Here is a 25,907-nt window from a genome sequence, read left to right as displayed (position 1 = left end):
GGGGGCTTACTTGCGGAAGGCCTCGATGATGGCCTTGCCGTCGTCGCCGGCAGCTTTCATCCATTCGGTGGTCATGCGCCCGCCGATCAGCTTGAGCTCGCGCTTGAGCGCCTCGCTGCTGGTGTCGACGGTCATGCCCTTGGCCGCCAGTTCCTTCATGTACTCGGCGTCCTTCTGCTCGCTGATCTTCCAGCCGCGCGGGCCGGCCTCGGCGGCCACCTTCAGCAAGGCCTCCTGTGTCGGCTTGTCGAGCGCGTCGAAGGCCTTCTGGTTCACGACCACCGCGTTGCGCGGCAGCCAGGCGTTGACGTCGTAGAAGAACTTCACGTGCTCGTAGAGCTTGCTGTCGACGCCCGAGGCGCTCGAGGTCAGGAAGTTCTGCACCGTGCCGGTCGCGAGGCCCTGCGGCAGCTCGGCGAGCTGGATCGTCACCGGCTGCGCGCCGACATACTCGGCGATGCGCGTGGTGGCCGGGTTGTAGGCACGCATCTTGGTCGCCTTCAGGTCGGTCATGCTGGTCACCGGCTTGGCCGAGTACAGGCCCTGCGGCGGCCAGGCGACCGTGTACAGCAGCTTCATGCCCTGCGACGCGAGCAGCTTCTCGAGGTAGGGGCGCGAGATCTCGTCGAGCTTCCTCGCCTCGGCATAACTCGTCGCCAGGAAGGGCACCGAGTCCACGCCGAAGAGCGGGTTCTCGTTCGACGCGCCGGACAGGATGAACTCGCCCGCCTGCGTCTGGCCGGTCTGCACCGCGCGCTTGATCTCGTTGGCCTTGAACAGCGAGGCGGTCGGGTGCAGCGTGATCTTCAGCTTGCCCTTGCTGGCCTTGTCGACCTCCTCGGCGAACCACTGCAGGTTCTGCACCTGGAAGGTATTGGTGCCGTAGCCGGAGGGCAGGTCCCACTTGGTCTGCGCCAAGGCGGGCAGTGTCACGGACAGCGTCACGGGCAATGCAGCGGCCATCGCCAGCGTGCGGGCGAGCTTGTTCATCGATGTCTCCTGGTCGGTTCGGTCGTCGGGAATCAGAAGCTGGACAGCTGGTGGTTCAGCAGGTCGGTGATCAGCATCGCCCCCGGCGCATGCGTGATCGCGAAGGGCGGGCGCGCCTGCGCCAGCGCCGCCTGCGGCGTGACGCCGCAGGCCCAGAACACCGGCAGCTCGTCGGGCAGCACGGCCACCGCGTCGCCGTAGTCGGGCTGCTGCAGGTCGCGGATGCCGATCAGCGACGGGTCGCCGATGTGCACCGGCGCGCCGTGCACGTTCGGGAAGCGCGAGGTGATCTGCGTCGCGCGGATCGCGTCGGCCGCCTTCATCGGTCGCATCGTCACCACCATCGGGCCGCTGAACCGGCCGGCGGCGACGGTGGCGATGCTGGTGCGGTACATCGCGACGTTCTTGCCTTCGTCGACATGCCGCAGCCGGATGCCGTCCTCGATCAGCGCCTGCTCGAACGAGAACGAACAGCCGAGCACGAAGCTCACGAGGTCGTCGCGCCAGATCGCGCGCACGTCCAGCGGCTCGTCGACCAGCACGCCTTCGCGCCAGACGCGGTAGCGCGGCACGTCGCTGCGGATGTCGAGATCGCCGGCCAGCGTCGGCAGCGTCGGGTCGCCGGGTTCGCTGACCGCCAGCACGGGACACGGCTTCGGATTGCGCTGGCAGTAGCGCAGGAACTCGTCGGCGACGTCGCGCGGCAGGATCACGACGTTGCCCTGCACGTGCTGCGTCGCGAGGCCGCTGGTGTGCCGGTCGAGCCAGCCGGCGCGGGCCGCGAGGCGCACGGCCAGGCCGCTCGATTGCGGACCCAGCGCGGGCGGGTCGGCCGGCGGGTCCTGCCGCGGTGTCGTCGACGTGATTCCGGAACCTTGCACCACGCTCTTGTCTCCTGTGCGGCCCCTGGGGGGTCGTCATGGAGGCAGATTGTGGGCAGCGGCCCCAGTCGCCGCCAACGCAAAATCCTTCGCTCAGCTCATCGATTTTTTCGATGAGGCCGCGGTGGCGCCACTGGTGCGCGACGCACCGCGGCGGGGCGCCTTGAGTCCCGCGAAGGCCGCTGCCGCATCGAGCGCGGCGAGCGTGATCGTCGAGGTCGGGTCCTCGCGGAAGCTGGCATGCAGCGGCAGCGGCGCGAGCACATCCGTGAAGTTCAGCACGCGCAGCGGCTGGCGCTGCGCGAGGCGCTCGGCGGCCACGCGCGGCAGCGTGGCGATGCCGAAGCCGCCCTCGACCAGCTGCACCATCGCCGAGATCGACGAGATCGCGTGCACGCGCGGCGGCTCGATGCCGGCCGAGCGGAACAGGTCGAGCAGCGCGACATAGGGCTGCGAGGCGCGCTGGAAGGTCAGCAGCTCGAAGCGCGCGAGGTCCTCGAGCGCGTAGCGCTTGCGCGGGTGCAGCACCGCATGGCCGACGAAGACCATCTCCATCGGCTGCAGCGCGCGGGTGCGGATGCCCTCGCCCGCCGCCGGCAGCGCGGCGAACACCAGGTCGAGCGTGCCGCGGCGCACCTGCTCGGTCAGCAGCGGCGTGGTTTCCACCGTCAGCTCGAGCTCGAAGGCCGGGTGCTCGGCGCGCATCTGCTGCAGCCACTCGGTGAGCCAGCTGTGCACCACCGACTCGATCGCGCCGATGCGCAGCAGCAGCGAGCGCGCGGCGTCGGAGCCGAGCTCGGCCTTGATCTGCCGCTGCAGCTCGAGCAGGCGCTGCGCATAGCCGAAGAAGCGCGTGCCGACGATGGTGACGCGGAACTGCTTGTCGCGCCGGTCGAGCAGCAGCACGCCGAGCTCCTCCTCGAGCGCAGCGATGCGGCTGGACAGCGCCGACTGGGTGATGAACAGCTTCTCGGCCGCGCGCGTCACGCTCTTGAGCGACACGGCCCAGTAGAAGGCTTCGACGAAGCGCAGGTTCATGCGAGGGCGGCGGCCGTCTTCGGAGAGATACGCATGGAAGGCGCGGTGGTTGTCGTTATTCTCGGCCTACTTTTCCATTGCCCGTCACCCCAGGAACCGATCGGAGTCCGATGATGCTGCGTCGCACCTTCACCGTCTCGTTCACCGCGCTGATCTTCGGCGCCGCCCTCTCCCCCGCGATGGCCCAGACCAAGTGGGACCTGCCCGCCGCCTACCCCGCGAGCAACTTCCACACCGAGAACCTGACCCAGTTCGCCGCCGACGTCGACAAGGCCACCGGCGGCAAGCTGAAGATCACCGTGCATGCCAACGCCTCGCTGTTCAAGGCCAACGAGATCAAGCGCGCGGTGCAGGGCGGCCAGGCCCAGATCGGCGAGATCCTGCTGGCCAACTTCGCCAACGAGGCGCCGATCTACGCGCTCGACGGCGTGCCCTTCCTTGCCAGCTCCTACGACGAGGCGAAGGTGCTGTACGACCTGCAGCGCCCGGTGCTCGACAAGCAGCTCGGCGGCCAGGGCATGAAGCTCTTGTTCTCGGTGCCGTGGCCGCCGCAGGGCATCTACACGAAGAAGCCGATCAACTCGGTGGCCGACATGCGCGGCATCAAGTGGCGCGCCTACAGCCCGGCCACCGCGAAGATCGCCGAGCTGATCGGCGCGCAGCCGGTGACCATCCAGGCCGCCGAGCTGTCGCAGGCGCTGGCCACCGGCGTCGTCGAGAGCTACATGTCCTCGGGCTCGACCGGCTACGACTCGAAGACCTACGAGCACATCAAGAACTGGTACGACACGCAGGCCTGGCTGCCGAAGAACGCCGTGATCGTCAACCGCAAGGCCTTCGACGCGCTCGACAAGGCGTCGCAGGACGCCGTGCTGAAGGCCGCCGCCGACGCCGAGGCCCGCGGCTGGAAGATCAGCATGGAGAAGAACGACTGGTACAAGCAGGCGCTGACCGAGAAGGGCATGACGATCCATCGGCCGCATGCCAAGCTGAAGCACGACCTGAAGCAGGTCGGCGACATCATGCTGTCCGACTGGGAGAAGACCGCCGGCGCCGAGAACGCCGCGGTCGTCGCGGCCTTCAAGAAGGCGATCGCGGCGAAGGCGCCGGCGAAGAACTGAGGTGCCGACCACCCCGACGTCCGAGGTGACGCCCGGCGCGGCGCCGCTTCGCCGCGCGCTCGACGGCCTGTACGACGCCAGCGCCGCGCTCGCGGCGCTGGCGATGGTCGGGCTGCTGCTGGCCATCGTCGCCTCGGTGGCCGGCCGCGAGTTCGGCTTCAACCTGACCGGTATCGACGGCTACGCCGGCTACCTGCTCGCGGCCACCGGATTCCTGTCGCTGGCGCAGACGCTCAAGCGCGGCGAGCACATCCGCGTGACGCTGCTCGTCAACGCGCTGCCGCCGCGCTGGCGCCGCGCGCTCGAGCTGTGGTCGCTCGCCGCCGGCACGCTGCTGGCCGCTCTTTTTGCATGGTATTCGGCACGGCTCGCCTGGCAGTCGCACGAGTTCCACGACGTCTCCACCGGCGGCGACGCGACGCCGCTGTGGATTCCGCAGATCGCGATGGCTGCCGGCGCGCTGGTGCTGGTGATCGCGCTGCTGGACGAGTTCGTGCTGGAGCTGCGCGGGCAGCGCAAGCCGCCGCAGGGCGAGGAGGCGCTGCGCAATGAATGAGATCGCCGTCACCGCGCTGCTGATCGCGGCGCTGTTCCTGATCCTCGCCAGCGGCGTGTGGATCGGGCTGACGCTGTCGGGCGTCGCCTGGATCGGCATGCAGCTGTTCAGCTCGCGCCCGGGGGGCGACGCGATGGCGCTGACCATCTGGGGCTCGGCCTCAAGCTGGACCCTGACGGCGCTGCCGCTGTTCGTGTGGATGGGCGAGATCCTGTTCCGCACGCGGCTGTCGCAGGACATGTTCAAGGGCCTGGCACCGTGGATGCAGTGGCTGCCGGGCCGGCTGCTGCACACCAACGTGATCGGCTGCGCGATCTTCGCCGCGGTGTCCGGCTCGAGCGCCGCGACCTGCGCGACGATCGGCAAGATGTCGCTGCCCGAGCTCGCCCGGCGCGGCTATCCGCCGGAGCTGACGATCGGCTCGCTGGCCGGCGCCGGCACGCTCGGGCTGCTGATCCCGCCGTCGATCATCATGATCGTCTACGGCGTCTCGGCCGACGTGTCGATCGCCCGGCTGTTCATCGCCGGCGTGATCCCGGGCATCCTGCTGGCCGCGCTGTTCTCCGGCTACCTCGTGGTCTGGGGCCTGCTCAACCCGCAGCGCGTGCCGCCGGCCGATCCGCCGACCTCGCTGGGCCACAAGCTGCGCGAGTCGCGGCACCTGATTCCCGTCGTGCTGCTGATCGGCGCGGTGCTGGGCTCGATCTACACCGGCATCGCCACCGCCACCGAAGCGGCGGCGGTCGGCGTGATCGGTGCACTCGTGCTGTCCGCGCTGCAGGGCTCGCTGAGCTGGGCCAGCTTCCGCGATGCCCTGATGGGCGGCACGCGGCTGTACTGCATGATCGCGCTGATCCTCGCCGGGGCGTCCTTCCTGACGCTGTCGATGGGCTACATCGGCCTGCCGCGGCACCTGGCCGAATGGATCGGATCGCTGGGGCTCACGCCCTTCGCGCTGATCCTCGCGCTGATGCTGTTCTACGTGCTGCTCGGCTGCTTCCTCGACGGCATCTCGATGGTCGTGCTGACGATGGGCGTGATCCTGCCGACGGTGCAGAAGGCCGGCATCGACCTGCTGTGGTTCGGCATCTTCGTCGTGCTGGTGGTCGAGATGGCGCAGATCACGCCGCCGGTCGGCTTTAACCTGTTCGTGCTGCAGGGCATGACCCGGCGCGAGGTGGGCTGGATCGCCCGTGTCACGCTGCCCTTCTTCCTGCTGATGGTCGCGGCCGTGCTGCTGATCTGGTATTTCCCCGGCCTGGTGACGGCCCTGCCGCGGCAGATGTCAGGCTGAGTGGCCCCCCACGTCGCTTCGCTCCTGCCCCCCGAGGGGGCATCAGCCGCCCAGGGGCGGCCCGGCGGCGGCTGAGGCGTCGAAGCCGCCGAACTGGGCGGCGGCGCTTGCGCTTTTTGCCGGTTTGGCTTGGGCGAGGCGGCCTAGCATGCCCGCATGAGCAACCTGTCCGAGCCGTCTTCGGCGCTGCTGTCGGGCACCGGCGCGGCCGAGGCCTTGGCCTGGCCGACGCCACCCTACGCGGCCTACCCTTCGCCGCGGCCGGCGAAGGCACCGGAGCCCTGCGAGATCGAGGGCCCCAACGGCAAGGTGACGACGGGCCGGCTCGCGCTGTTCGACGCCGCGGCCGGCGTGGTGCACCTGATCGTGCCGCCGGCGCGCGGAACGCTGACGCTGCGCCTGACGCAGTTCCGCCGGCTGACGCTGCTGAACCCGCTGCCGCCGCTGGAGGGCGTGCCGCCGGGTTCGCCGGCCGGCGCGCTGCATGCAGCGCCGCGCAACACCTGCCGCATCGCCTTCGCCGGCGGCGCGACGACCGAGCTGATCACCATCGGGCATGTCGAGCATGCGCTCGGCCATTTCCTGTTTCCGCCCGCGGGCACCGGCGACGCCGTGCTGCGCAGCTTCTACCCCCGGCCGGCGGTCGACGGCGTCGAATTCGGCCCGCGCGTCGGGGAACTGCTGGTCGAACACCAGGCCGCCAGCGCCGACGACGTCGAGCGCGCAGCCGGCGAACAGAGCGACCTGCGCCGCCGGCGCCTGGGCGAGCTGCTGCTGTCCGAGCGCATCGTCGAGCCGGAGCAGCTGGCCGAGGCGATCGAGCAGCAGGCCCGCATGCCGATGGTGCGCATCGGCGAGGCCCTGATCGCGCTGGGCATCATCGACGAGAACGAGCTCGGCGATGCGCTTCAGCAGCAGACGCGCGAACGCAACGTGCCGCTCGGCGAGCTGCTGGTACAGCGCGGCGTCGTCAGCCGCGGCGAACTGCAGACCGCGCTCGCGCGCAAGATGGGCTATCCGGTCGTCGACGCCGGCGAGTTCCCGGTCGAGCCCGAAGCGGCGATGAAGCTGCCGGCGGCGCTCGCGCGGCGGCTGCCGGCGCTGCCGCTGATGATGCGCGGCGGCCGGCTGATCGTCGCGCTGGAGGACCCGTCGGCCCGCATCCTGATCGACGAGATCGAGTTCACCACGCAGGCCAAGGTGGTGCCGGTGCTGGCACGAGAAGGCACGCTGCTGCCGGCGATCAACCGGCTCTACCAGCGCCTGGGGCAGCAGGAGCTGCCGGGCGGCGCGAAGGCGGTCGAGACCAGCGGCGCACTGCGCGGCGCCATCTACACCGACAGCGCCGACAGCGCCGACCGGCTGCTCGCGAACCTGGAGCAGCAACTGCGCCAGGAGGCGCAGGACGAGCTGCCGGCGATCGAGCAGTCCGACAACTCGCTGGTCCGGCTGATCAACACGATGATCCTGGAGGCCCAGCAGACCGGGGTGTCGGACATCCACATCGAATGCCCGGGCGGGCCCGACAAGGTGCGCATCCGCTTCCGCCGCGACGGCGTGCTCGAGCCCTACCTCGAGCTGCCGCCGAACTACAAGCAGGCGGTGATCGCCCGCCTGAAGATCATGTGCGACCTCGACATCTCCGAGCGCCGCAAGCCGCAGGACGGCAAGATCAACTTCGGCCGCTTCGTGCAGGGCCAGTCGCTGGAACTGCGCGTCGCGACGATCCCGACCGCCAACGGTGTCGAGGACGCAGTGCTGCGCCTGCTGGCGCAGGCGCGCGCGCTGCCGCTGTGTGACATGCAGATGGCCCCCGAGGTGCTCGCCGGGCTGAAGTCGGCGATCGAGCGCCCGCACGGCCTGGTGCTGTGCGTCGGCCCGACCGGCAGCGGCAAGACGACCACGCTGCATGCGGCCCTGGCCCACATCAACACGCCGGCGCGCAAGATCTGGACCGCCGAGGACCCGGTCGAGATCACGCAGGCCGGCCTGCGCCAGGTGCAGGTCAATCCGCGCATCGACTGGACCTTCGCGAAGGCGCTGCGGGCCTTCCTGCGCGCCGACCCCGATGTCGTGATGGTCGGCGAGGTGCGTGACGCGGAGACCGCGCAGGTGGCGATCGAAGCCTCGCTGACCGGCCACCTCGTGCTGTCGACGCTGCACACCAACAGCGCCGCAGAGACGGTCGTGCGCCTGCTCGACCTCGGCCTCGACCCGTTCGCTTTCGCCGATTCGCTGATCGCCGTGCTGGCGCAGCGCCTCGTCCGGCGGCTGTGCCGCCATTGCGTCACGCAACGGCCCGCGCGCGACGACGAGATCGAGAATCTTCTCGACGACTGGCTATCAAGCTTTCCCGACAGTGCGACCCGGCCGTCGCGCGAATCCGTGCTGTCGCAATGGCGTCATCACCACGGGCGCCACGGCGTGCTGCAATGGCACGGGGCCGCGGGATGCGCGCACTGTCGCCACACCGGTTTCAGCGGCCGCGTCGGCGTGCACGAGCTGCTGAGCATCGACCGCGAGCTTCGCCGCATGGTGCAGGGGGCCGTGCCCGCCGAGGAGCTGCAGCGTGCGGCGATGGCCCGCGGCATGCGCACGCTGCGTCAGGACGGCATCCAGAAGGTGCTGATGGGCCTGACGACCGCGGAAGAGGTTCGGGCCAGCAGCAACACGTAAGAGAAGCGTCCAGCACAAGCGACCGATTTCGCGTCGTCCGTGCTACAAAACTTCCATTCGAATGCCGCAGCAATGCGGCATTTTGGTATCTTGTCGCGAGTACCGGCGCGAAAGCCGAAGACCTCAAGGGAGCTCCATGTTTCACCGCCTCGTGTCGTCCCGCGGAGTCCTCCGCCCATGACACGCCTGTACCTCGTCGACGACCAGCTGTTGCTGCGCGATGGCCTGCATGCGCTGCTCGAAGGGGCCGGCCACGAGGTGGTCGGCGAAGGCAGCGACCCGACGCACGCGGTCGTCGATGCGCAGCAGCGCGGCGCCGAGGTGATGCTGCTCGACCTCGGCCTCGGCGAGCGCTCGGGCTTCGAGGTGCTGCAGGAGCTGAAGCGCCGCGACTCGTCGGTGCGCGCGATCGTGCTGACGATGTCGGCGCAGCCGCGCCACGTCGCCGAAGCCGTGCGGCTCGGTGCCGCAGGCTACGTGCTGAAGGACTCGGGCGCCGTCGAGCTGCTGCAGGCCATCACCACCGTCACCGCGGGTCGCCGTTTCTTCGGCCCGCAGGTGGCCGACCTCGCGCTGCAGGCGCTGGCCGACGATGCGCCGCCCGATCCGTTCTCCACCCTGTCGCCGCGCGAACGGCAGATCGTCACGATGGTCGTCAACGGCATGAGCAGCGCGGCCATCGGACACGACCTGCACCTGTCGCCGAAGACGGTCGACACCTACCGCAGCCGCATCATGACCAAGCTCGGCGTCAGCGGCGTCACCGCGCTGGTGCGGCTGGCGGTGCGCGAAGGCCTGATCGAAGGCTGATCGTTCGAGGTCGGTTCCGCCGGGTACCGCCGCCCGGCCGTCGTCTCCGCGATGCCGTCCCCCGTCCGGGGGATCACTGCGCTTGTCCTACAGCACTCGTCAAGGACTCCCCGCAGCCGCTTGACGATTGCCAAGCCAACATTGGGCCAGACGGCAGCGTTGGGCGTGCCGCGACCAGGGAGAACGACATGGACAGGCTGCGCCGGGCCGCGGGCCCCGGACCCTCGTTGGTGGCGCCATTGCGACCGGTCGAGGGCAGCGTTCTGATCGTCGACGACAACCCCCTCAACGTGCTCCTGCTGCAGGAGTACTTCCGCATGCGCGAGCGCGAGGTCGCGCGCTGCGCAGGCACCGTGCGCGAGGCCCTGGCGATGGCCCGCGCCGAGCCGCCGCTGGCCATCCTGCTGGATCTGCAGCTGCCCGACGGCAACGGGCTCGACCTGCTCGCCCACCTGCGCGCCGACCCGGTGCTGCGGCACGTGCCGGTGGCCATCGTCTCGGCCAGCCATGACGAGGCGGCGCACGAAGCCGCGATGGCGCTGGGGGCACGCGCCTGCTGGCCCAAGCCGCTGGACCTCGCGACGCTGGACGACCGCCTCGACGAACTGCTGTGACGGGCGTCAGATCGCGCAGCTGCGGAAGCCGCTGAACCCGGCGTCGGCATCGGGGGGCAGGAAACGCCGCGCACCCGGGTGGCGCTGGCGCGCCGCCGTCCACGCCGATGCCCCGCGCAGCACGCGCCAGCCCGGCTGCTCGGGCAGGGCGAAGGCGCCGCTCGGGCCGCGGCGGTAGCCGGAGAACGCGCGAGCGCGGCCGGCCACCCACTCGATCACGTCGCCCCAGACGAAGCCGCGGCCGGTCGAGGCCACGGCGGCCACCCATTCGGGTTCGGTCGGCAGCCGCCGCCCGGCCCAGCGGCACCAGGCTTCGGCTTCATGCACGCCCACATGCACGGCGGCCTGCGCGCCCGGCACGCGCTGCAGTCGCCCCGCGCGGTGCAGCAGCACGCCGCCCGCCAGCTGCTCGACGTAACGCGGCGCGCGGCGGCCATCGGCCTGCAGCCACTGCCAGCCCGCGTCGTCCCACCAGGCCTGCTCGTCGTAGCCGCCGTCCTCCGCGAACTCGGCGAACTGCGCCCAGCTGACCACCTGCGCATCGATCTCGAACTCCGGCAGCGCGACCTCGTCGGTCCCGGTCTCGCCGGCCGGCACCAGGCCGCGCGCCGGCGTGCCCAGCGTGACCCGCTGGGCCGGGAACCACAGCGCTTCGCGCGTGGCGCGCACCGGGAACTCGGCGGCCAGGCCGGCCGGCAGCGCCAGACCCAGCTGCTGCGCGATCTCGGCCAGCGACTCGGCCAGCGCGTCCTCGTGCGCCAGCGCGAGGCGGAAGAAGTACAGGCCGGCGTCGCTCGCCTCGGCCTTGTCCAGCAGCTCCAGCGTCGCTTCCAGCGTGGCCTCGAGGTAGGCCCGCACCGCTTCGGCGCCCGGCGCGCTGCCGGCCCAGCGCTGCGCGCGCGAACCGGCGGCCGGGTCGAGCCACCAGTCGAGCACCGGGTCGATCGTCGCCAGCCGCGGCCCCTGGGGATCGCAGGCCTCGCCGCGCCCACGCTGCAGGTGTCGGGTGATCCACAGCTCCTGGAAGCGGCCTGCCTGCCCGATCAGCCACGCCGGCGGGTCGACATCGGCCGGCGGCGTCGCCTGCGCGGCCACGCCATCGAACAGGCCCAGCCACTGCAGCGTGCGGTTGCGCGCATCGAGCAGCGCGAGCGACAGCACATCGGCCGTGGCCGCGCGCATCGCCTGGGGATCGTGGAGGTCGGCGGCGACGAAGCGGGTACTGCTCATCGTCGCGACGCCGCGAGCGTCAGTTGCGCTCGATGCGCGCGCACACCCTAGGCGCGCTCGATGCGCGCGTAGGCGCTGTGGTTGTGGATCGACTCGAAGTTCTCGACGTCGACGCTGTAGCGCCCGATGCGCGCATCGGCATTCAGCCGCAGCGCCACGTCGCGCACGAGGTCCTCGACGAACTTCGGGTTCTCGTAGGCGCGCTCGGTGACCCACTTCTCGTCGGCGCGCTTGAGCAGCGGCCAGAGCTCGCTGGACGCCGAGTCCTCGGCGAAGCGCACCAGCTCGTGCCACTCGATCGCCTGCTCGAGCTCGACGCGGATCGTCACCAGCGAGCGCTGGTTGTGCGCGCCGTAGTCGGAGATCTCCTTCGAGCACGGGCACAGGCTTTTCACCGGCACGCCGACCTCGGCCCAGATCGATGTCTGGCCGCCGCGCGACTCGGCGATCCAGCGGCCCTGGTAGTCCAGCAGGCTCTGCACGCCCGACACCGGCGCGCGCTTGCGCAGGAAGAACGAGAAGCGCGCCTCGATGCGGCCCTCGGTGGCGCCGAGCTTGTCGAGCATGACCGCCAGCTGCTGCTCGAGCCGCGGCTTGTCGATCGCCGCGTCCTGCGCGTCGAGCCAGGCGACGAACCGCGACATGTGCGTGCCCTTCTGCTCCGCGGGCAATGCGACGTCGAGGTCCCACAGCGCGACCGTGTCCTGGTCATGGCCGGCGATGCGCAACGTGAGCGGCCAGCGCACGTCCTTGATGCCGACGCGCTGGATCGCGACGCGGCGCTGGTCGCGTTCGCTCTGCGTATCGGGAATGTGCAAGGCGTCGGTCAGGTTGGTCATGTGGTCTTTTCCGTCAGGCCGGCGGCGAGCATCTCATCGATTGTCGAACCGTGCCACGGCGGGGGCTTGTCACGCGCGTGTCAATCAGTGATTCGCCGCGGGCCGCACCAGCGTCAGGTGGGTGCCGAAGCGCTGGCGCACCGACTGCTCGATGCCCGCCGCGTCCAGCCCCTGCAGCGCCAGCAGCTTGACGGGATCGCCGTGTTCGATGAAGGCATCGGGCAGGCCCAGCGACAGCAGCGGCGTCGCCAGCCCCGCGGCATGCAGGCACTCGCCGACCGCGCTGCCGGCGCCGCCGGGCAGGCAGCCTTCCTCGACCGTCACCAGCGCATCGTGCGTGCGCGCGAGCTCGGCCACCAGCGCGGTGTCCAGCGGCTTGGCGAAGCGCATGTTGGCAACGGTCGCGTCGAGCTTCTCGGCGGCCTCCAGCGCCGGGTACAGCAGGGTGCCGAAGGCCAGCAGCGCGATGCGCTTGCCGGCCCCCGCGGCGATCGACGAGGTGCGCCGCACCTCGCCGCGGCCCCACGGCAGCTCCTCGAGGGTCGCTTCCGGCTGCCTGCCGACCCCCGCGCCGCGCGGGTAACGCACCGCCGCCGGCTGCGCGCGCCGGAACGCGGTGCTCAGCGCGCGCCGGCACTCGGCCTCGTCGGCCGGCGTCAGCACCGCCATGTTCGGGATGCAGCGCAGGTAGGCGATGTCGAAGGCGCCGCAGTGCGTCGCGCCATCGGCACCGACGATGCCGGCGCGGTCGAGCGCGAAGGTCACCGGCAGGTTCTGGATCGCGACGTCGTGGATCAGCTGGTCGTAGCCGCGCTGCAGGAAGGTGGAATAGATCGCCACCACCGGCTTGAGGCCCTCGCAGGCGAGGCCGGCGGCGAAGGTCACGGCATGCTGCTCGGCGATGCCGACGTCGTAGTAGCGCTTCGGAAAGCGCTTCTCGAACTCGACCAGGCCCGACCCCTCGCGCATCGCCGGCGTGATCGCGACGAGCCGCTCGTCGGCCGCCGCCATGTCGCACAGCCACTGGCCGAAGACCTGGGTGAAGGTCGGCTTCGGCGCGGTGGCCGGCTTCTGCAGGCCGACCGCGGGGTCGAACTTCGACGGGCCGTGGTAGTTCACCGGGTCGGCCTCGGCCAGCTTGTAGCCGTAGCCCTTCTTCGTCACCACGTGCAGGAACTGCGGGCCCTTGGCCTCGCGCAGGTTCTCCAGCGTCGGGATCAGAGAGTCGAGGTCGTGGCCGTCGATCGGGCCGACGTAGGTGAAGCCCAGTTCCTCGAAGATCGCGCCCGGCACCACCATGCCCTTGGTGTGCTCCTCGAAGCGCTTGGCGAACTCGTACAGCGGCGTGCCCTTGAGCACGCTCTTCGCGCCCTCGCGCACCGCGCTGTAGGCCTTGCCGCTCATCAGCCGCGCGAGGTGCTTGTTCAGCGCACCGACCGGCGGCGAGATCGACATGTCGTTGTCGTTGAGGATCACCAGCACGTCGGCCGGGCCGACGCCGTGCGGCGCGCCGCCGTGGTTCATCGCCTCGAAGGCCATGCCGCCGGTGAGCGCGCCGTCGCCGATCACCGCCACCGCCCGGCGGTTCTCGCCCTTGAGCTTGGCGGCATGCGCCATGCCGAGCGCGGCCGAAATCGAGGTCGACGAATGCGCGGTGCCGAAGGTGTCGTACACGCTCTCGTCACGGCGCGGGAAGCCGGACAGGCCGCCGAGCTGGCGCAGCGAGCCCATGCGGTCGCGCCGGCCGGTGAGGATCTTGTGCGGGTAGGTCTGGTGGCCGACGTCCCAGACGATGCGGTCGTTCGGCGTATCGAAGACGTAGTGCAGTGCGATGGTCAGCTCGACGGTGCCGAGGTTCGACGACAGGTGGCCGCCGGTGCGGCTGACGCTGTCGAGCACGAACTCGCGCAGTTCGCCGGCCAGCGTGCGCAGCTCGGCACGCGACAGGCGCCGCAGGTCGGCGGGGGATTCGATCTTCTGCAGCAACGACGAGGTGCCCATGGCGGCTTTCAGTGTTCGCGCTCGACCACCATGTCGGCCAGCAGCCGCAGGTGATCGCAATCGGCCAGGCCGCTGCGCGCCAGCGCGGCGAGTGCCTGCGCATGCAGGCGTTTCGCTTCGGCGCGGGCGGCTTCGAGGCCGAGCACGGTGACGTAGGTCGGTTTGTCCTGGTCCAGGTCCTTGCCGGCGGTCTTGCCCAGCTTGTCGGAGGCCTGTGTGACGTCGAGGATGTCGTCGACGACCTGGAACGCCAGGCCGATCGCGTCGCCGTAGTCGGCCAGCGCCTTCCAGGCGTCCTGCGTGGCGGCGCCGGTGGCCGCGCCCATCAACACGCTGGCCTGCAGCAGCGCACCGGTCTTGCGGTGGTGCATGTCGCGCAGCTGCGCCTCGCCCAGCGGCTTGCCGATGCTCGCGAGGTCGATCGCCTGGCCGCCCGCCATGCCGGCGTGGCCCGCGGCACGCGCCAGCAGCGCGCACAGGCGCGCCTGCAGCGCGGGTGCCAGGGATGCGTCCTCGGGCGTCAGCACCTCGAAGGCCAGCGCCTGCATCGCGTCGCCCGCGAGCATCGCGCCGGCTTCGCCATAGCGCACGTGCACCGTCGGCTTGCCCCGGCGCAGCACGTCGTTGTCCATGCAGGGCATGTCGTCGTGCATCAGCGAATACGCATGGATCAGTTCGACCGCCACGCCGGCACGCAGCGCGGCCTCCGGTGCCCCGTCCACCGCCTCGGCCGCCGCCCGCACCAGCAGCGGCCGCAGCCGCTTGCCGCCATCGAGCACGCCGTAGCGCATCGCTTCGCCCAGCCCCGCCGGCGCCTCGGCCGGCACCCAGCGCTCCAAGGCACGTTCGACTTCCTGCAGCGCCTGACGCATCCACGCGGCGAAGTCATCTTCCCTCATCTGATGCTCTCGCAATGCAGCCAAGCGGACGCCGCGGAACCGGCTCTGCCGGGCCGCTGGCGGCGCCCCCTTGAGGGGGAGGCGCCGAAGGCGCTACGGGGGTGGGTCATGGCTCCGGGGTCCATTCCTTCAGCTGGCCCTGCTCGAGCACCTGCACCTGGGCCTCGACGGCCTGCAGCCGCTCGCGGCACAGCGCCAGCAGCTCGACGCCGCGGCGGTAGTTGTCCAGCAGGTGGTCCAGCGGCATCTGGCCGCCTTCCATCGCCTGCACCAGGCGTTCCAGTTCGGCCAGCGCGTCTTCGTAGCGCGGCGCTTCGGCGCCCGGGGTCGGCAGCTCGGTCATCGGGGAGTGTTGGGGACGAAGGGCGCGATTTTAGTCGCTGGCCTCCAGGAAACCCCTGGGGGCCGGCGACTAGTCAAGGCGGCACCAGGACCCGGCCGAACCCCCCGGCTACAATCCGCGGCTCGGTCGCCCGGGGGTGTCGCAGGACACCCCACTTTCCGAGCAGGACGCACAGCAGTACGCGAACAGTCCGGAGCGGCCGATTTCCATCACCGTTGAACAAACCCATCCCGCGGGGCCACCGGGTGGGGGGTATGACATCCTTTTGGAGATCCTGGGGATCATGTCGGACCTGAGCATCAGTCTCGAAGCTCTGGCGTCGCGCACCCTCGCGCGGCCCCTGACGCAACTATCCGTATCGACCTATTTCGCCGACGAGGTGTTTCGTCGCGAGATGGAGCTCATCTACCAGCACGGTCCGCGCTACCTCGGGCACGCGCTGGCGGTGCCCGAGGTCGGCGACTACTACGCGCTGCCGCAGGAAGGCGAAGGGCGCGCGCTCGTGCGCACGCCGCAGGGCGTCGAGCTGATCTCGAACGTCTGCCGCCATCGCCAGGCCGTGATGCTCAAGGGCCGCGGCCATACGCGCTCGAACATCGTCTGCCCGCTGCACCGCTGGACCTACGACCTGAAGGGCCAGCTGCTCGGCGCGCCGCACTTCGACCAGGACCCGTGCCTGCACCTGAACAACTACCCGGTACGCACCTGGAACGGCCTGGTCTTCGAGGACAACGGCCGCGACGTGGCCGCCGACCTGGGCGGCATCGGCCCGCGCGCGGCGCTCGACTTCAGCGGCTACGTGCTCGACAAGGTGCACATGCACGAGTGCAACTACAACTGGAAGACCTTCATCGAGGTCTACCTCGAGGACTACCACGTCGGCCCGTTCCACCCGGGCCTCGGCCGCTTCGTCAGCTGCGACGACCTGCAGTGGGAATTCGGCCGCCACCACTCGGTGCAGACCGTCGGCATCCACCAGGACCTGAAGAAACCTGGCAGCGCGACCTACCAGCGCTGGCACGACGAGGTACTGAAGTTCAACGGCGGCCAGCCGCCGAAGCAGGGCGCGATCTGGCTGACCTACTACCCGAACATCATGGTCGAGTGGTATCCGCACGTGCTGGTGGTGTCCACGCTGTATCCCAAGGGCCCGCAGAAGACGCTCAACGTCGTCGAGTTCTACTACCCCGAGGAGATCGCGGCGTTCGAGCGCGAGTTCGTCGAGGCCGAGCAGGCCGCCTACATGGAGACCTGCATCGAGGACGACGAGATCGCCGAGCGCATGGACGCCGGCCGCAAGGCGCTGTTCGAGCGCGGCGACGACGAGGCCGGGCCGTACCAGAGCCCGATGGAAGACGGCATGCGCCACTTCCATGTCTGGTACCGCGAGGCCATGGCCAGGCCGGCGGCCTGGCGGCAGGGGCCGGTCACCTGAAGCCCCGGGCGGCGGACGCCCTGCCCCGCCGGCCCGGGCACCGCGGGACTCAGGGCTGGTAGACCCAGCCGCCCTTCTCGATCTTCACCATCACGCGGGCGCGCTGGTCGAGCCCGAGGTGGTCGTTCGGCGACATGTTGAAGACACCGTGCGCGCCGGCGACGTTGCGCACGCGCTCCAGCGCATCACGCAGCGCGGCGCGGTACGCCGGCGTGCCCGGCTCCGCGGTCTTGCCGACCGACGCCACCGCGGCCTGCAGCAGCAGGCCGGCGTCCCAGGCATGCGCGCCGAAGGTCGACACCGAGCCCGGGCCGTGCGCCGCCTCGTAGGTGCGCACGTAGTGCAGCGCGGTCTTCTTCACCGGGTGGCCGTCGGGCAGCTGCGAGGCCACCAGCACGCCGCCGGCCGGCAGCAGCGTGCCCTCGACGTCCTTGCCGCCGACGCGCAGGAAATCGTTGTTCGCGACGCCGTGCGTCTGGTAGATGCGGCCGGCGTAACCGCGCTCCTTCAGCGCCTTCTGCGGCAGCGCGGCCGGCGTGCCGGAGCCGGCGATCAGCACCGCCTGCGGGTTGGCGCCGACCAGCTTCAGCACCTGGCCGGTAACCGACGAATCGGTGCGGTTGTAGCGCTCGGTGGCGACGATCTGGATGCTCTTCAGGCCAGCGGCCTTGCCGAATTCCTGCAGCCAGCCCTCGCCGTAGGCGTCGGCGAAGCCGATGAAACCGACCGACTTGATGCCGTTGTCGGCCATGTGGGTGGCGATCGCCAGCGCCATCATGATGTCGTTCTGCGGCGTCTTGAACACCCAGCGCCGCTTGGCATCGACCGGCTCGACGATGCGCGCCGACGCGGCCATCGAGATCATCGGCGTCTGGCTCTCGGCGACGATGTCGATCATCGCCAGCGAGTTCGGCGTCGTCGTCGAGCCGATGATCACGTCGACCTTGCTCTCGGTGATGAAGCGGCGCGCGTTGGCCACCGCGGCGGTGGTGTCGGACGCATCGTCGAGCACGATGTAGTTCACCTTGTGGCCGCTCATTTCCTTCGGCATCAGGGCGATCGTGTTCTTCTCGGGGATGCCGAGCGAAGCCGCCGGGCCGGTGGCCGAGACGGTGACGCCGACGTTGATGTCGGCGCGCGCCGGCAGCGGGGTCAGCGCGACGGCGGCGAGCGCCGCGGCGGCAAGCAGCGTGCGGATGGTCTTCACAGCAGGGTCTCCTTCTTCGTGGTCATCGTCGAACGTCGGGCGGCCGCGGAAGCGGACTGCGGGCCCGGGGCCTGCACGGCCCCGAGACCGCCGAGGAACAGGTCGACCACCACCGGCGCCATCGCCGCGTGGTCGTAGCGTCCGCCCGGCTTCAGCCAGGTGAACATCCAGTTGATCATGCCGAACAGCAGCATCGCGAGCGGCTTCGCGAGCGCCGCCTCGGCGAGCTCGGGCCGCAGCGCGTGCACCGCGTCGGCGAACGCGGCGACGACGCGGCGCTCGCCGGCGAGCACGCGCTCGCGCGCCTCGGCATCGAGGAACTTCACGTCCTCGGTCAGCACGCGGTGCTCGTGCTGCGCGTCGGCGTAGGCGAGCACGAAGCGCGACACCAGCGCCTGCAGGCGCGCGCGCGGCGCCAGCTGCTCGACGGCCACCGCGGCCACCAGCGCCTCCAGCCGCGCGACATGCGCCTCGGCCACCGACAGCAGCAGCTCGTGCTTGTCGCGCACATAGTGGTAGAGCGTGGGCTTGGAGATGCCGCAGGCCGCGGCGACCTCGTTCATCGAGGTCGCCGTGTAGCCCTGACGCGCAAAGAGCGCGGCCGCCTGCGCGAGGATGGTCTCGCGCTGGTCGTCGAAAGCGGCGCTGCGGACGCGGGCCATGCGGCGAGTTTTCAGCGGGGCCGCTTGTCGACCACGCGGCGCGCCTTGCCGACCAGCGTGCGTTCGATCGATTCCGGCAGGCCGATGTCCACCGCCGCGCTGACGCCGATCAGGTTCTTGATGCGCTGCGCCAGCGCCTCGCCGATCGCCGCGCGGTCGGCACCGGCATGTTCGGGCAGCAGCTCGCAGCGCACGGTCAGCTCGTCGAGCAGCGCCTCGCGGCTGACGACCAGCTGGTACTGGCCCGCCAGCTGCCCGTGCGCGAGCACCAGCTCCTCGACCTGCGTCGGGAACAGGTTGACGCCGCGGATGATCAGCATGTCGTCGCTGCGGCCGACCAGCTTGGCCATCCGGCGCATGCTGCGCGCGGTCGGCGGCAGCAGACGCGTCAGGTCGCGCGTGCGGTAGCGCACCAGCGGGAGCGCTTCCTTGGTCAGCGTGGTGAAGACGAGCTCGCCCTCGCTGCCTTCGGGCAGCACCGCGCCGGTGTCGGGGTCGATGATCTCGGGCAGGAAATGGTCCTCCCAGATCACCGGGCCGTCCTTGCTCTCGATGCACTCGTTGGCGACGCCGGGGCCCATCACCTCGGACAGGCCGTAGATGTCGACCGCGTCGATGTCGGCGCCCGCCTCGATCTCGGCGCGCATCGCCTCGGTCCACGGCTCGGCGCCGAAGACGCCGACCGAGATCGACATGGCGCGCGGGTCCAGCCCCTGGCGCCGGAACTCCTCGATGATCACCTGCATGTAGCTCGGCGTGACGAGGATCGCGTCGGGCCGGAAGTCGTTGATCAGTTGCACCTGCTTCTCGGTCTGGCCGCCGGACATCGGGATCACCGTGCAGCCCAGGCGCTCGGCGCCGTAATGGGCCCCCAGGCCGCCGGTGAAGAGGCCGTAGCCATAGGCCACGTGCACCAGGTCGCCCGGCCGCAGGCCCGACGCGCGCAGCGAGCGCGCCATCAGCTGCGCCCAGGTGTCGATGTCCTTCTGCGTGTAGCCGACGACGGTGGGCTTGCCGGTGGTGCCCGACGACGCGTGCACGCGCGCCACCTGCTCGCGCGGCACCGCGAAGAGGCCGAACGGGTAGTGCGCGCGCAGGTCGGCCTTGGTGGTGAACGGGAACTTCGCGAGGTCGGCGAGCGCGCGGCAGTCCGAGGGGTGCACGCCGTGGGCGTCGAAGGCCTGGCGGTAGTGCGGCACACGGTCGTAGACCCGCGCGAGCATCGCCTGCAGCCGCTCGAGCTGCAGCGCCTCGATCTGATCGCGGCTGGCGCGTTCGATCGGCTCGAGCTCTTCGGCACGGGATTGCTTGACGGGCATCGGTCCATCTCCTGGAGCACCGGACACAGGCCGGACGAAGGGTCGCCCGGGCAACCACCGCCCGGACGATTGACCGACCGGTCGGTCGTCCAATGTCGCCGATGCTAGAGGCCCGGCCCGGGCGGGGCAAGCCGGTCGGGATCGGGCCTTTCCCGGGTGTACAGACCCGCGCGCCGCCCTCAGCGGCCCCAGCGCAGCTCGGTCGCCGGCCTTTTCAGCGCCACGCGGAACTGCCCCGACGCCGTGGCGACGTCAGCCTCCACCTGGGCGATGCGCGGAAAAGCCTTCATCAACACGCCGATGTCCAGCGCGCGCAGCGAAGCGGCATCGCGGCAGGCGAAGCGCCATCGCGCCTGCAGGTCGGCGTGCTCCGCGGCTTTTGCGCCGGGCTTGACCACGTCGGACGCCGCCTCCGCGCTCTGCAGCGTGCAGCCCGGCGCCGCCAGCGGCGGCGGCACGGCTTTCAGCGCCGCGAACATCGCATCGACCTGCGCCCGCTCGGCGGCCGTGCGCGGCGCCCGCTCGAAGCCGAGCAGCGCGTCCAGCGGCGCATCGAGCGCCACGTCCAGCGACGCCGCTTCGACCGCGATCTCCAGGCGCACCGCGCCATGGCGGTGCTGGGCCTGCGCGGGCAGCGGCGCGACTGCAGCGCCGAGCAGCAGCGCAACCGGAACGGCAGACCATGAATTCATCACGCGCCGATTCTGCCGCTGCGCGCGCAACAGTCGAAACGTGTCGACCTGTCGCAGGAACGGCACTGCAACGGGCACGTCGGATGCTGCAGGCATTCGAACCGGAGACCGACCATGAGCCGCACCCGCACGCTGATCCACCACAAACGCCTGCAGGCCCGGCGCCCGCGACTGGGTTTCGTTCGTGCCCCCCAGGTGCCCGCCGCGCCCCGCGCCTACACGAACGCCGCGTAACCAGGCCATCGGCTTTAGGGGTTGGCGGTTGGCCAGCCCTGTCCACAATGCGCGCCCATCGTCGAAGAGAGAGGGCGGGCAATGGATGCGGGGGCATGGCTGGGCGCGGGGCCGGATGTGCTCGGCGCGATGCTGCAACCGCTGAAGGCGCTGAGCAGCCGCCTCGATTTCGCCGCGCTGATCGACCAGCGCGGCCGCCTGCTGCAGATGGCCACCGCGCTGCCGCAGCTGGCGCTGGTGCCCGAGCGCCTGGTGATGCGCGACGCCGTCAGCCAGCCCTTCGAGCTGGTGGTGGAGGCGGTCAGCACGTCCGCCTACTTCGAGCTCAAGACCGTCATCGGCGAGCAGATGAGCGTGCGGCTGCTACAGCCGAATGGTTCGTACAAGCCGTGGCACGGCTACGTCACCGAAGCCGCGCAGCTGGGGGCCGACGGTGGCCTGGCGCGATACCGCCTCGTGATGCGGCCCTGGCTGCAGTTCCTGGCGCTGCGCCGCGACTGCTTCGTCTGGCAGGACCGGGACGCCCGCGCCATCGTCGAGGACGTCTTCGCCGACTACCCGCAGGCCAACTTCCGCTTCGAGCTCGCTGAACCGCTGCACGAACGCAGCCTGTGCGTGCAGTACCGCGAGAGCGACCTGCAATTCGTGACACGCCTGCTGGCCGAGGAAGGCCTGAGTTATCACTTCGAGCACGACGACTCCGGCGCCGACCTGAGCCTCGCGAAGAGCGCACTGCACACGCTGGTGATCACGGACCGGCTGGCCGAGCGGCCATCGCTGGGCCAAGCGCGCTTCACGTCGCAGCACCCCACGGCGAACGAGCCCGGCCAGCGCGATGCGATCACCGCCTTCGCCACGCGTCGCTCGCTGCAGGCCAACGCGGTGAGCCTGGGGTCGTGGAACTACAAGCACCTGGCCGGCACGGGCGCCGAGATCGCCAGCGCGCTCGAGCTGGGCGAGCTGCCCGCACTGGAGGTCTACGACGGCGCGGGCGCCTACCGCTACCGCGACCCGGCGCATGCCGAACGCGCCGCCGGGCTTGCTCTGCAGGCGCTGGAGCTCGACGTCAAGCGCTTCGAGGGCCAGGGCAGCACGCGCCATTTCGAGGCCGGCCGGCGCTTCACGCTGGTCGACCATGCGCTGTACGGTGCCTCGACGGCGCAGACGGTGAGCCACGCGCGCGCCGACAATCAATTCACGCTGCTCGCCATCGAGCACCACGCGACCAACAACCTCGGCGCGCAGGCCGCGAAGCTGCTGCAGCTGTCGGACCTGGAACGCGGGACCTACCGCAACCACTTCCACGCCGCGCCATCGGCGGCACCGGTCGTGCCGCGCTTCGTGCGCAAGCCCACCGCGCCGGGGCTGCAGACGGCGCTGGTCGTCGGCGTGCCCGGCGAGCCGCTGACCACCGAGCGCGAGCACCGCGTGAAGATCCAGTTCCCGTGGCAGCGCGGCGTGGCGCCGCTGCCCGGGGGCCTGGCGCACGACAGCAGCAGCGCCGATGCCCAGGGCAACGCGCCTGGCGACGAGCGTTCCGGCACCTGGGTCCGGGTCGCGCTGCCGGCCGCCGGCGCGAACTGGGGCGCGGTCTTCACGCCGCGCCTCGGCACCGAGGTGGCGGTGCAGTTCGTCGAAGGCGACATCGACCGCCCGCTGATCGTCGGCAGCCTCTACAACGGCCCCGACCGGCCGCCCTACGCCGCCGGCGTCGACTCGGGCATCAACCACCCCGGCGTGATCTCCGGCCTTCTCACGCATGCGCTCGACGGCGCCGGCTTCAACCAGCTGGTGCTCGACGACGCCACCGGCCAGATGCGCGTGCGCCTGCTGTGCAGCTACACCGCCGCCGAAGTCGGCCTCGGCCACCTGATCCAGCAGCCTTCGACGTCGGCGCAGCGTGGCCCGTGGCGCGGCTCGGGCTTCGAGATGGCCTGCCAGGCCTGGATGAGCCTGCGTGCGGCCAAGGGGCTGCTGGTCAGCACGGCAGCGCGCAGCGGCAGCCACGGCTCGGCGCAGTCGACGCAGATGGATGCCGACGAGGCCGCGGGCAAGCTCACGGCGGCGCGCGCGCTGGGCCAGACGCTCACAGCCGCGGCGCGCCACGGCCAGGCCCACGGCCTGTCGACGCACGATGCACAGCAGGCGATGCAGCGGTTCGGCGATGCGATCGACCTGGCGCAACGCGGCAGGCACGAGGGCGCCGTCGGCGGCCAGCCCGCACGGCAGCAGGACGCGCAGCGCGGCGACACCGACCCGGTGCACGCCTTCGCCGACCCGGTGATCGCGCTCGACGCGACCGCCAGCACCGCCTTCGCCACCGAAGCGCAGATCGCCGCGATGTCCGGCCAGGACCTCACGGTCACCGCCCACGGCGACCTGCAGCAGACCGCCGCGCACACCTTCTCGTCCGTCTCCGGCCGCACCACCAGCCTCTACGCCCACGAAGGCGGCGTCAAGGCCTTCGCCGCCAGCGGGCCGGTGTCCCTGCGCGCGCACACCGACGCGATGCAGCTGCTGGCCGACCAGGAACTGACCGTGATCTCGGTCAACGACGAGATCCACATCGATGCGAAGAACCGCATCGAGCTGCGCGACGGCGAGAGCTCGATCGTGCTGGAGGGCGGGGACATCACGTTCACGATGCCGGGGCTGTTCTCGGCGCCGATGAGCACGCACGAGTTCATGCCGGCGGGGGGTGGCAGTCCCGAGCTGCCGAACCTGCCGAACCCGGCGAATCAGAAGCACTGGATCGAACTCAACTACCGCGACGTTGCTGCCGTGCCGATGGCGGGTGCCGACTACACGATCCGCTTCGACAGCGGGATCATGATCAGGGGCAAGCTCGACGCCCGGGGTTTCGCGCGCCTCGACGGGGTGCCCTATGAGCCCTACACGGTCACGTTCAACGAGTCGGCCGAAGCCCCCAAGCCGCGGCGCGAGCGCAAGCCGAACCCCTTCTTCGGCAGCTCCGCAGTCGCCAACGCGGAGGAGGCTGCGCAGCGCTTGCAGGCCTTCAGCGACATGGAGATGGCCGCGCTGCAGGACGATTACTTTCCCGACGAGATCGCCGCCATGTTCGGAACCGTCGGCGAAGAAGGCGGCACGATCAGCGAAGACGTGGAGATGTACATCGACGACTACCGCACCGATTCGCCGGCCGAGCAGGCGCTGAAGTACGAGGACTACCGAGCCGAGCATCCCGAAGGCGGCGAGGGCAAGGCATGACGGCAACGACCGCTGCAGTCAAGGGCGCCGTCAAGGCGGCTGACGACGACGTGGGGACGTGGCTCAAGGGCATCGTCACCGGCGCGGGCGACTCGCCCTCGCAGATCATCGTTTCCGGCATTCTCGGGGTCGTTCCGGGTATCGGCCAGGCGATGGACGTGAGGGACATCGTGCTCGGCGTCATCGCCATTGCCGGCGCGCCGGGCAACCCAATGGCATGGCTCGAGATGGCCATCACCCTTGTCGGCTGCATTCCCGCCGCCGGTGATGCGCTGAAGACGACATTCAGGCTGCTGAAGCGTGGCGATTCGCTGCCTCGCATCCTCGATGGCCTGTCGCCGGCGATCCGCGGCAACGTCGATCGCTTCTTTCGCGACATCAACTGGGGCCAGGTCGCGAGCACCGTCAGGGGCAGCTTCGACAAGGTGATTGCCTCGTTCATCGATGGCCTCGACTCATGGGTCGTGAAGACGGTCATGGGGCGCGGCGAAGTGAACCTGCTCATCGAGCAGCTGAAGCAGATGCGCAAGCAGGCGCCGAAGATGCTCGACGAGGCCATCGTCGAGCTCAAGGCGATGTGGAACAAGGCGCTGGGCGACAAGGTGCCGAGCAGCACTGCACATGGAACGCCCGCCAAGTCATCGGCGCCTTCGAGCGCATCCGGTGGTGGTGGGCGCGCTGCCGGCGCTGACCCGAAGATCGGCCCGAAGGACGTGAAGCGGGACCGTAGCGACAAGCCGACTTCCACGCCCGATAAGCCACGCACCGAGCAGCGTCGAGCGGCAAAGAAGAAACAGGACTTCCGGACCGGCGTGCCAGGCGAGCACATGGCCGACTACTGGGTGGCCCGCAGCAAGCGCAATCTCAAGAAGGCCAACAATGGCGGCCGCTTGTGGGAGGAAACCGATCGTCCGGGACGCCAAGGCATCGACCACGTCTGGGTCCAGCAAGGCAGCACGACGCGACCAGGCGTGATCGGCGAGACCAAGAGCAGCCTGCTAGGTGCCTTCGGATTCCTGCAGGCGCTGCCAGAGGACATCCGGACGCAACTGGCAAGTCTCAGTGCAGACGAGGCCAGCAACCCCACGCCGGCCACGGCGGCCGGCGACAAGCCCGTGCCCAACATCTTCGAGAACGACAAGCGCGATGGCGTGTCCACCAAGACGAAGATCGACGGCAAGACGGCCGATGACGCCTTGAAGAAGAAGCCGGGGCAATCGGGGTTGGCGGAGACGAAGACCAAGGGGGTGCAGATGAGTCACCTTTGGATCTACAAGTCGCTGCCCGACGAGCGATTGACGCCACAAGGACTGGAACTCAATCGCCAAGTCAAGCGCTACTGGAAGAACCTGCTACTCGACGACATCTCGACCCCGCCCTACGCGCGCTGGATCCTCATGGTGACTGGCAGGCAGAAGCATCGTCACGAAAAGCCTCAAGGGCACCATCACGAAGTTCAGCCACCACTGGTTGCGCTGCCCGACACCATCTTGAGCAAATAGCCTCGACTCGATCCATGAGCGCATACGATCTTTCACCATTGCAGGAGTCCGCGTTCCTGTCCAAACGTCGATCCATCCTCCTCGGGCCATCGACCTACCACGAGATTGCCAATGACGCCATCGAAACGTTCGATGTCGTGACGAAGTCGCTGTCGGACCGAGAAAAGATCGCGCGTATGGATCCGGCAAGGCCAATGGGAGCGACCCGCTGGTCGCGTCCCAACCCGTGGTGTAGGTCCACAGCCCGGACAAGGCTGAGACGCACGGTACTCAGCGCGCCACAGCGGGCAGCCGAGTGGGGGCAGTATCGGTGAGGGTCTGCAGGCCTTCAAGCTG

The 25,907-nt window shown here is 70.1% G+C and carries 21 protein-coding genes; 9 read left to right on the top strand and 12 right to left on the bottom strand.

The features are described 5' to 3' along the window. Positions 1 to 6: 6 nt before the first annotated feature. The 3 genes from P1K89_RS00105 to P1K89_RS00095 form a co-directional block, all read right to left on the bottom strand. Positions 7 to 990, bottom strand: a complete 984-nt coding sequence (locus P1K89_RS00105) for a TRAP transporter substrate-binding protein (protein WP_439897944.1) — start codon at positions 988 to 990, stop codon at positions 7 to 9. 32 nt (positions 991 to 1,022) lie between these two features. Continuing rightward, on the bottom strand, positions 1,023 to 1,808 hold the full coding sequence (locus P1K89_RS00100) for a putative hydro-lyase (protein WP_439897963.1): 786 nt from the start codon (positions 1,806 to 1,808) through the stop codon (positions 1,023 to 1,025). A 156-nt stretch (positions 1,809 to 1,964) separates the two neighbouring features. Then, on the bottom strand, positions 1,965 to 2,909 hold the full coding sequence (locus tag P1K89_RS00095) for a LysR family transcriptional regulator (RefSeq protein WP_284614315.1): 945 nt from the start codon (positions 2,907 to 2,909) through the stop codon (positions 1,965 to 1,967). 113 nt (positions 2,910 to 3,022) lie between these two features. Between P1K89_RS00095 and P1K89_RS00090 the strand changes: the two genes are divergently transcribed. The 6 genes from P1K89_RS00090 (at position 3,023) to P1K89_RS00065 (ending at position 9,980) form a co-directional block, all read left to right on the top strand. After that, positions 3,023 to 4,030 carry a TRAP transporter substrate-binding protein gene (locus P1K89_RS00090; RefSeq protein ID WP_439897943.1) on the top strand — a complete coding sequence of 336 codons (1,008 nt, stop codon included), beginning with the start codon at positions 3,023 to 3,025 and terminating at the stop codon, positions 4,028 to 4,030. A gap of 103 nt (positions 4,031 to 4,133) precedes the next feature. After that, on the top strand, positions 4,134 to 4,586 hold the full coding sequence (locus P1K89_RS00085; protein ID WP_284616275.1) for a TRAP transporter small permease: 453 nt from the start codon (positions 4,134 to 4,136) through the stop codon (positions 4,584 to 4,586). Next, positions 4,579 to 5,880 (top strand): TRAP transporter large permease, encoded by a 1,302-nt coding sequence (locus tag P1K89_RS00080; RefSeq protein WP_284614314.1) that lies wholly within the window; start codon positions 4,579 to 4,581, stop codon positions 5,878 to 5,880. The genes P1K89_RS00085 and P1K89_RS00080 overlap by 8 nt, the downstream gene beginning before the upstream one ends. Before the next feature lie 156 nt (positions 5,881 to 6,036). Next, the gene (locus P1K89_RS00075) at positions 6,037 to 8,556 is read left to right on the top strand and encodes a GspE/PulE family protein (protein ID WP_284614313.1); all 2,520 of its coding nucleotides are present in this window, start codon (positions 6,037 to 6,039) and stop codon (positions 8,554 to 8,556) included. 177 nt (positions 8,557 to 8,733) lie between these two features. After that, positions 8,734 to 9,366: a response regulator gene (locus tag P1K89_RS00070; RefSeq protein ID WP_284614312.1), complete on the top strand. Its 633-nt coding sequence runs from the start codon at positions 8,734 to 8,736 to the stop codon at positions 9,364 to 9,366. A gap of 188 nt (positions 9,367 to 9,554) precedes the next feature. Then, the gene (locus tag P1K89_RS00065) at positions 9,555 to 9,980 is read left to right on the top strand and encodes a response regulator (RefSeq protein ID WP_284614311.1); all 426 of its coding nucleotides are present in this window, start codon (positions 9,555 to 9,557) and stop codon (positions 9,978 to 9,980) included. A gap of 6 nt (positions 9,981 to 9,986) precedes the next feature. On the opposite strand, the gene P1K89_RS00060 is transcribed toward P1K89_RS00065, so the two are convergent. The 5 genes from P1K89_RS00060 to xseB all read right to left on the bottom strand — a co-directional run bounded on the left by P1K89_RS00060 (position 9,987) and on the right by xseB (position 15,292). Then, positions 9,987 to 11,210 (bottom strand): SUMF1/EgtB/PvdO family nonheme iron enzyme, encoded by a 1,224-nt coding sequence (locus P1K89_RS00060; protein ID WP_284614310.1) that lies wholly within the window; start codon positions 11,208 to 11,210, stop codon positions 9,987 to 9,989. Between the two features lie 47 nt (positions 11,211 to 11,257). Then, positions 11,258 to 12,049, bottom strand: a complete 792-nt coding sequence (gene folE2 / locus P1K89_RS00055) for a GTP cyclohydrolase FolE2 (protein WP_284614309.1) — start codon at positions 12,047 to 12,049, stop codon at positions 11,258 to 11,260. An 84-nt stretch (positions 12,050 to 12,133) separates the two neighbouring features. Next, positions 12,134 to 14,050, bottom strand: coding sequence for a 1-deoxy-D-xylulose-5-phosphate synthase (gene dxs, locus P1K89_RS00050; RefSeq protein WP_284614308.1), 1,917 nt, complete (start codon positions 14,048 to 14,050; stop codon positions 12,134 to 12,136). 8 nt (positions 14,051 to 14,058) lie between these two features. Then, a complete protein-coding gene (locus tag P1K89_RS00045; protein ID WP_284614307.1) occupies positions 14,059 to 14,949 on the bottom strand; it encodes a polyprenyl synthetase family protein in 891 nt (296 codons plus the stop codon). 106 nt (positions 14,950 to 15,055) lie between these two features. Continuing rightward, complete coding sequence (xseB, locus tag P1K89_RS00040) at positions 15,056 to 15,292, bottom strand: exodeoxyribonuclease VII small subunit (protein WP_284614306.1); 237 nt, start codon at positions 15,290 to 15,292, stop codon at positions 15,056 to 15,058. A gap of 283 nt (positions 15,293 to 15,575) precedes the next feature. Between xseB and P1K89_RS00035 the strand changes: the two genes are divergently transcribed. Next, positions 15,576 to 16,727: an aromatic ring-hydroxylating oxygenase subunit alpha gene (locus P1K89_RS00035; protein ID WP_284616274.1), complete on the top strand. Its 1,152-nt coding sequence runs from the start codon at positions 15,576 to 15,578 to the stop codon at positions 16,725 to 16,727. Positions 16,728 to 16,776: 49 nt separating this feature from the next. Here P1K89_RS00035 and P1K89_RS00030 read toward each other — a convergent pair whose 3' ends face one another. From P1K89_RS00030 to P1K89_RS00015, 4 genes are all read right to left on the bottom strand, one after another. Next, positions 16,777 to 17,925: an ABC transporter substrate-binding protein gene (locus tag P1K89_RS00030; protein WP_439897962.1), complete on the bottom strand. Its 1,149-nt coding sequence runs from the start codon at positions 17,923 to 17,925 to the stop codon at positions 16,777 to 16,779. Positions 17,926 to 17,930: 5 nt separating this feature from the next. Next, positions 17,931 to 18,596 carry a TetR/AcrR family transcriptional regulator gene (locus tag P1K89_RS00025; RefSeq protein WP_284614304.1) on the bottom strand — a complete coding sequence of 222 codons (666 nt, stop codon included), beginning with the start codon at positions 18,594 to 18,596 and terminating at the stop codon, positions 17,931 to 17,933. 11 nt (positions 18,597 to 18,607) lie between these two features. Then, positions 18,608 to 19,915 (bottom strand): phenylacetate--CoA ligase PaaK, encoded by a 1,308-nt coding sequence (gene paaK / locus P1K89_RS00020; RefSeq protein WP_284614303.1) that lies wholly within the window; start codon positions 19,913 to 19,915, stop codon positions 18,608 to 18,610. A gap of 179 nt (positions 19,916 to 20,094) precedes the next feature. Next, positions 20,095 to 20,607, bottom strand: a complete 513-nt coding sequence (locus P1K89_RS00015; protein ID WP_284614302.1) for a ZrgA family zinc uptake protein — start codon at positions 20,605 to 20,607, stop codon at positions 20,095 to 20,097. Between the two features lie 315 nt (positions 20,608 to 20,922). Here P1K89_RS00015 and P1K89_RS00010 point away from each other — a divergent pair, with 315 nt between their 5' ends. Together P1K89_RS00010 and P1K89_RS00005 are read left to right on the top strand one after the other, a co-directional pair. Next, entirely contained in the window at positions 20,923 to 24,069 is a 3,147-nt protein-coding gene (locus P1K89_RS00010; RefSeq protein ID WP_284614301.1) for a type VI secretion system Vgr family protein, read from the top strand. Beyond that, a complete protein-coding gene (locus tag P1K89_RS00005) occupies positions 24,066 to 25,571 on the top strand; it encodes a hypothetical protein (RefSeq protein WP_284614300.1) in 1,506 nt (501 codons plus the stop codon). Before P1K89_RS00010 ends, P1K89_RS00005 begins: the two co-directional genes overlap by 4 nt. Positions 25,572 to 25,907: the final 336 nt, after the last annotated feature.

Source organism: Aquabacterium humicola (genome assembly GCF_030167915.1).
In the GTDB taxonomy this organism is placed as follows: domain Bacteria; phylum Pseudomonadota; class Gammaproteobacteria; order Burkholderiales; family Burkholderiaceae_C; genus Pseudaquabacterium; species Pseudaquabacterium humicola.
Note: the sequence above shows the minus strand (reverse complement) of the source record. Positions and strands in the feature narration are given on the sequence as shown.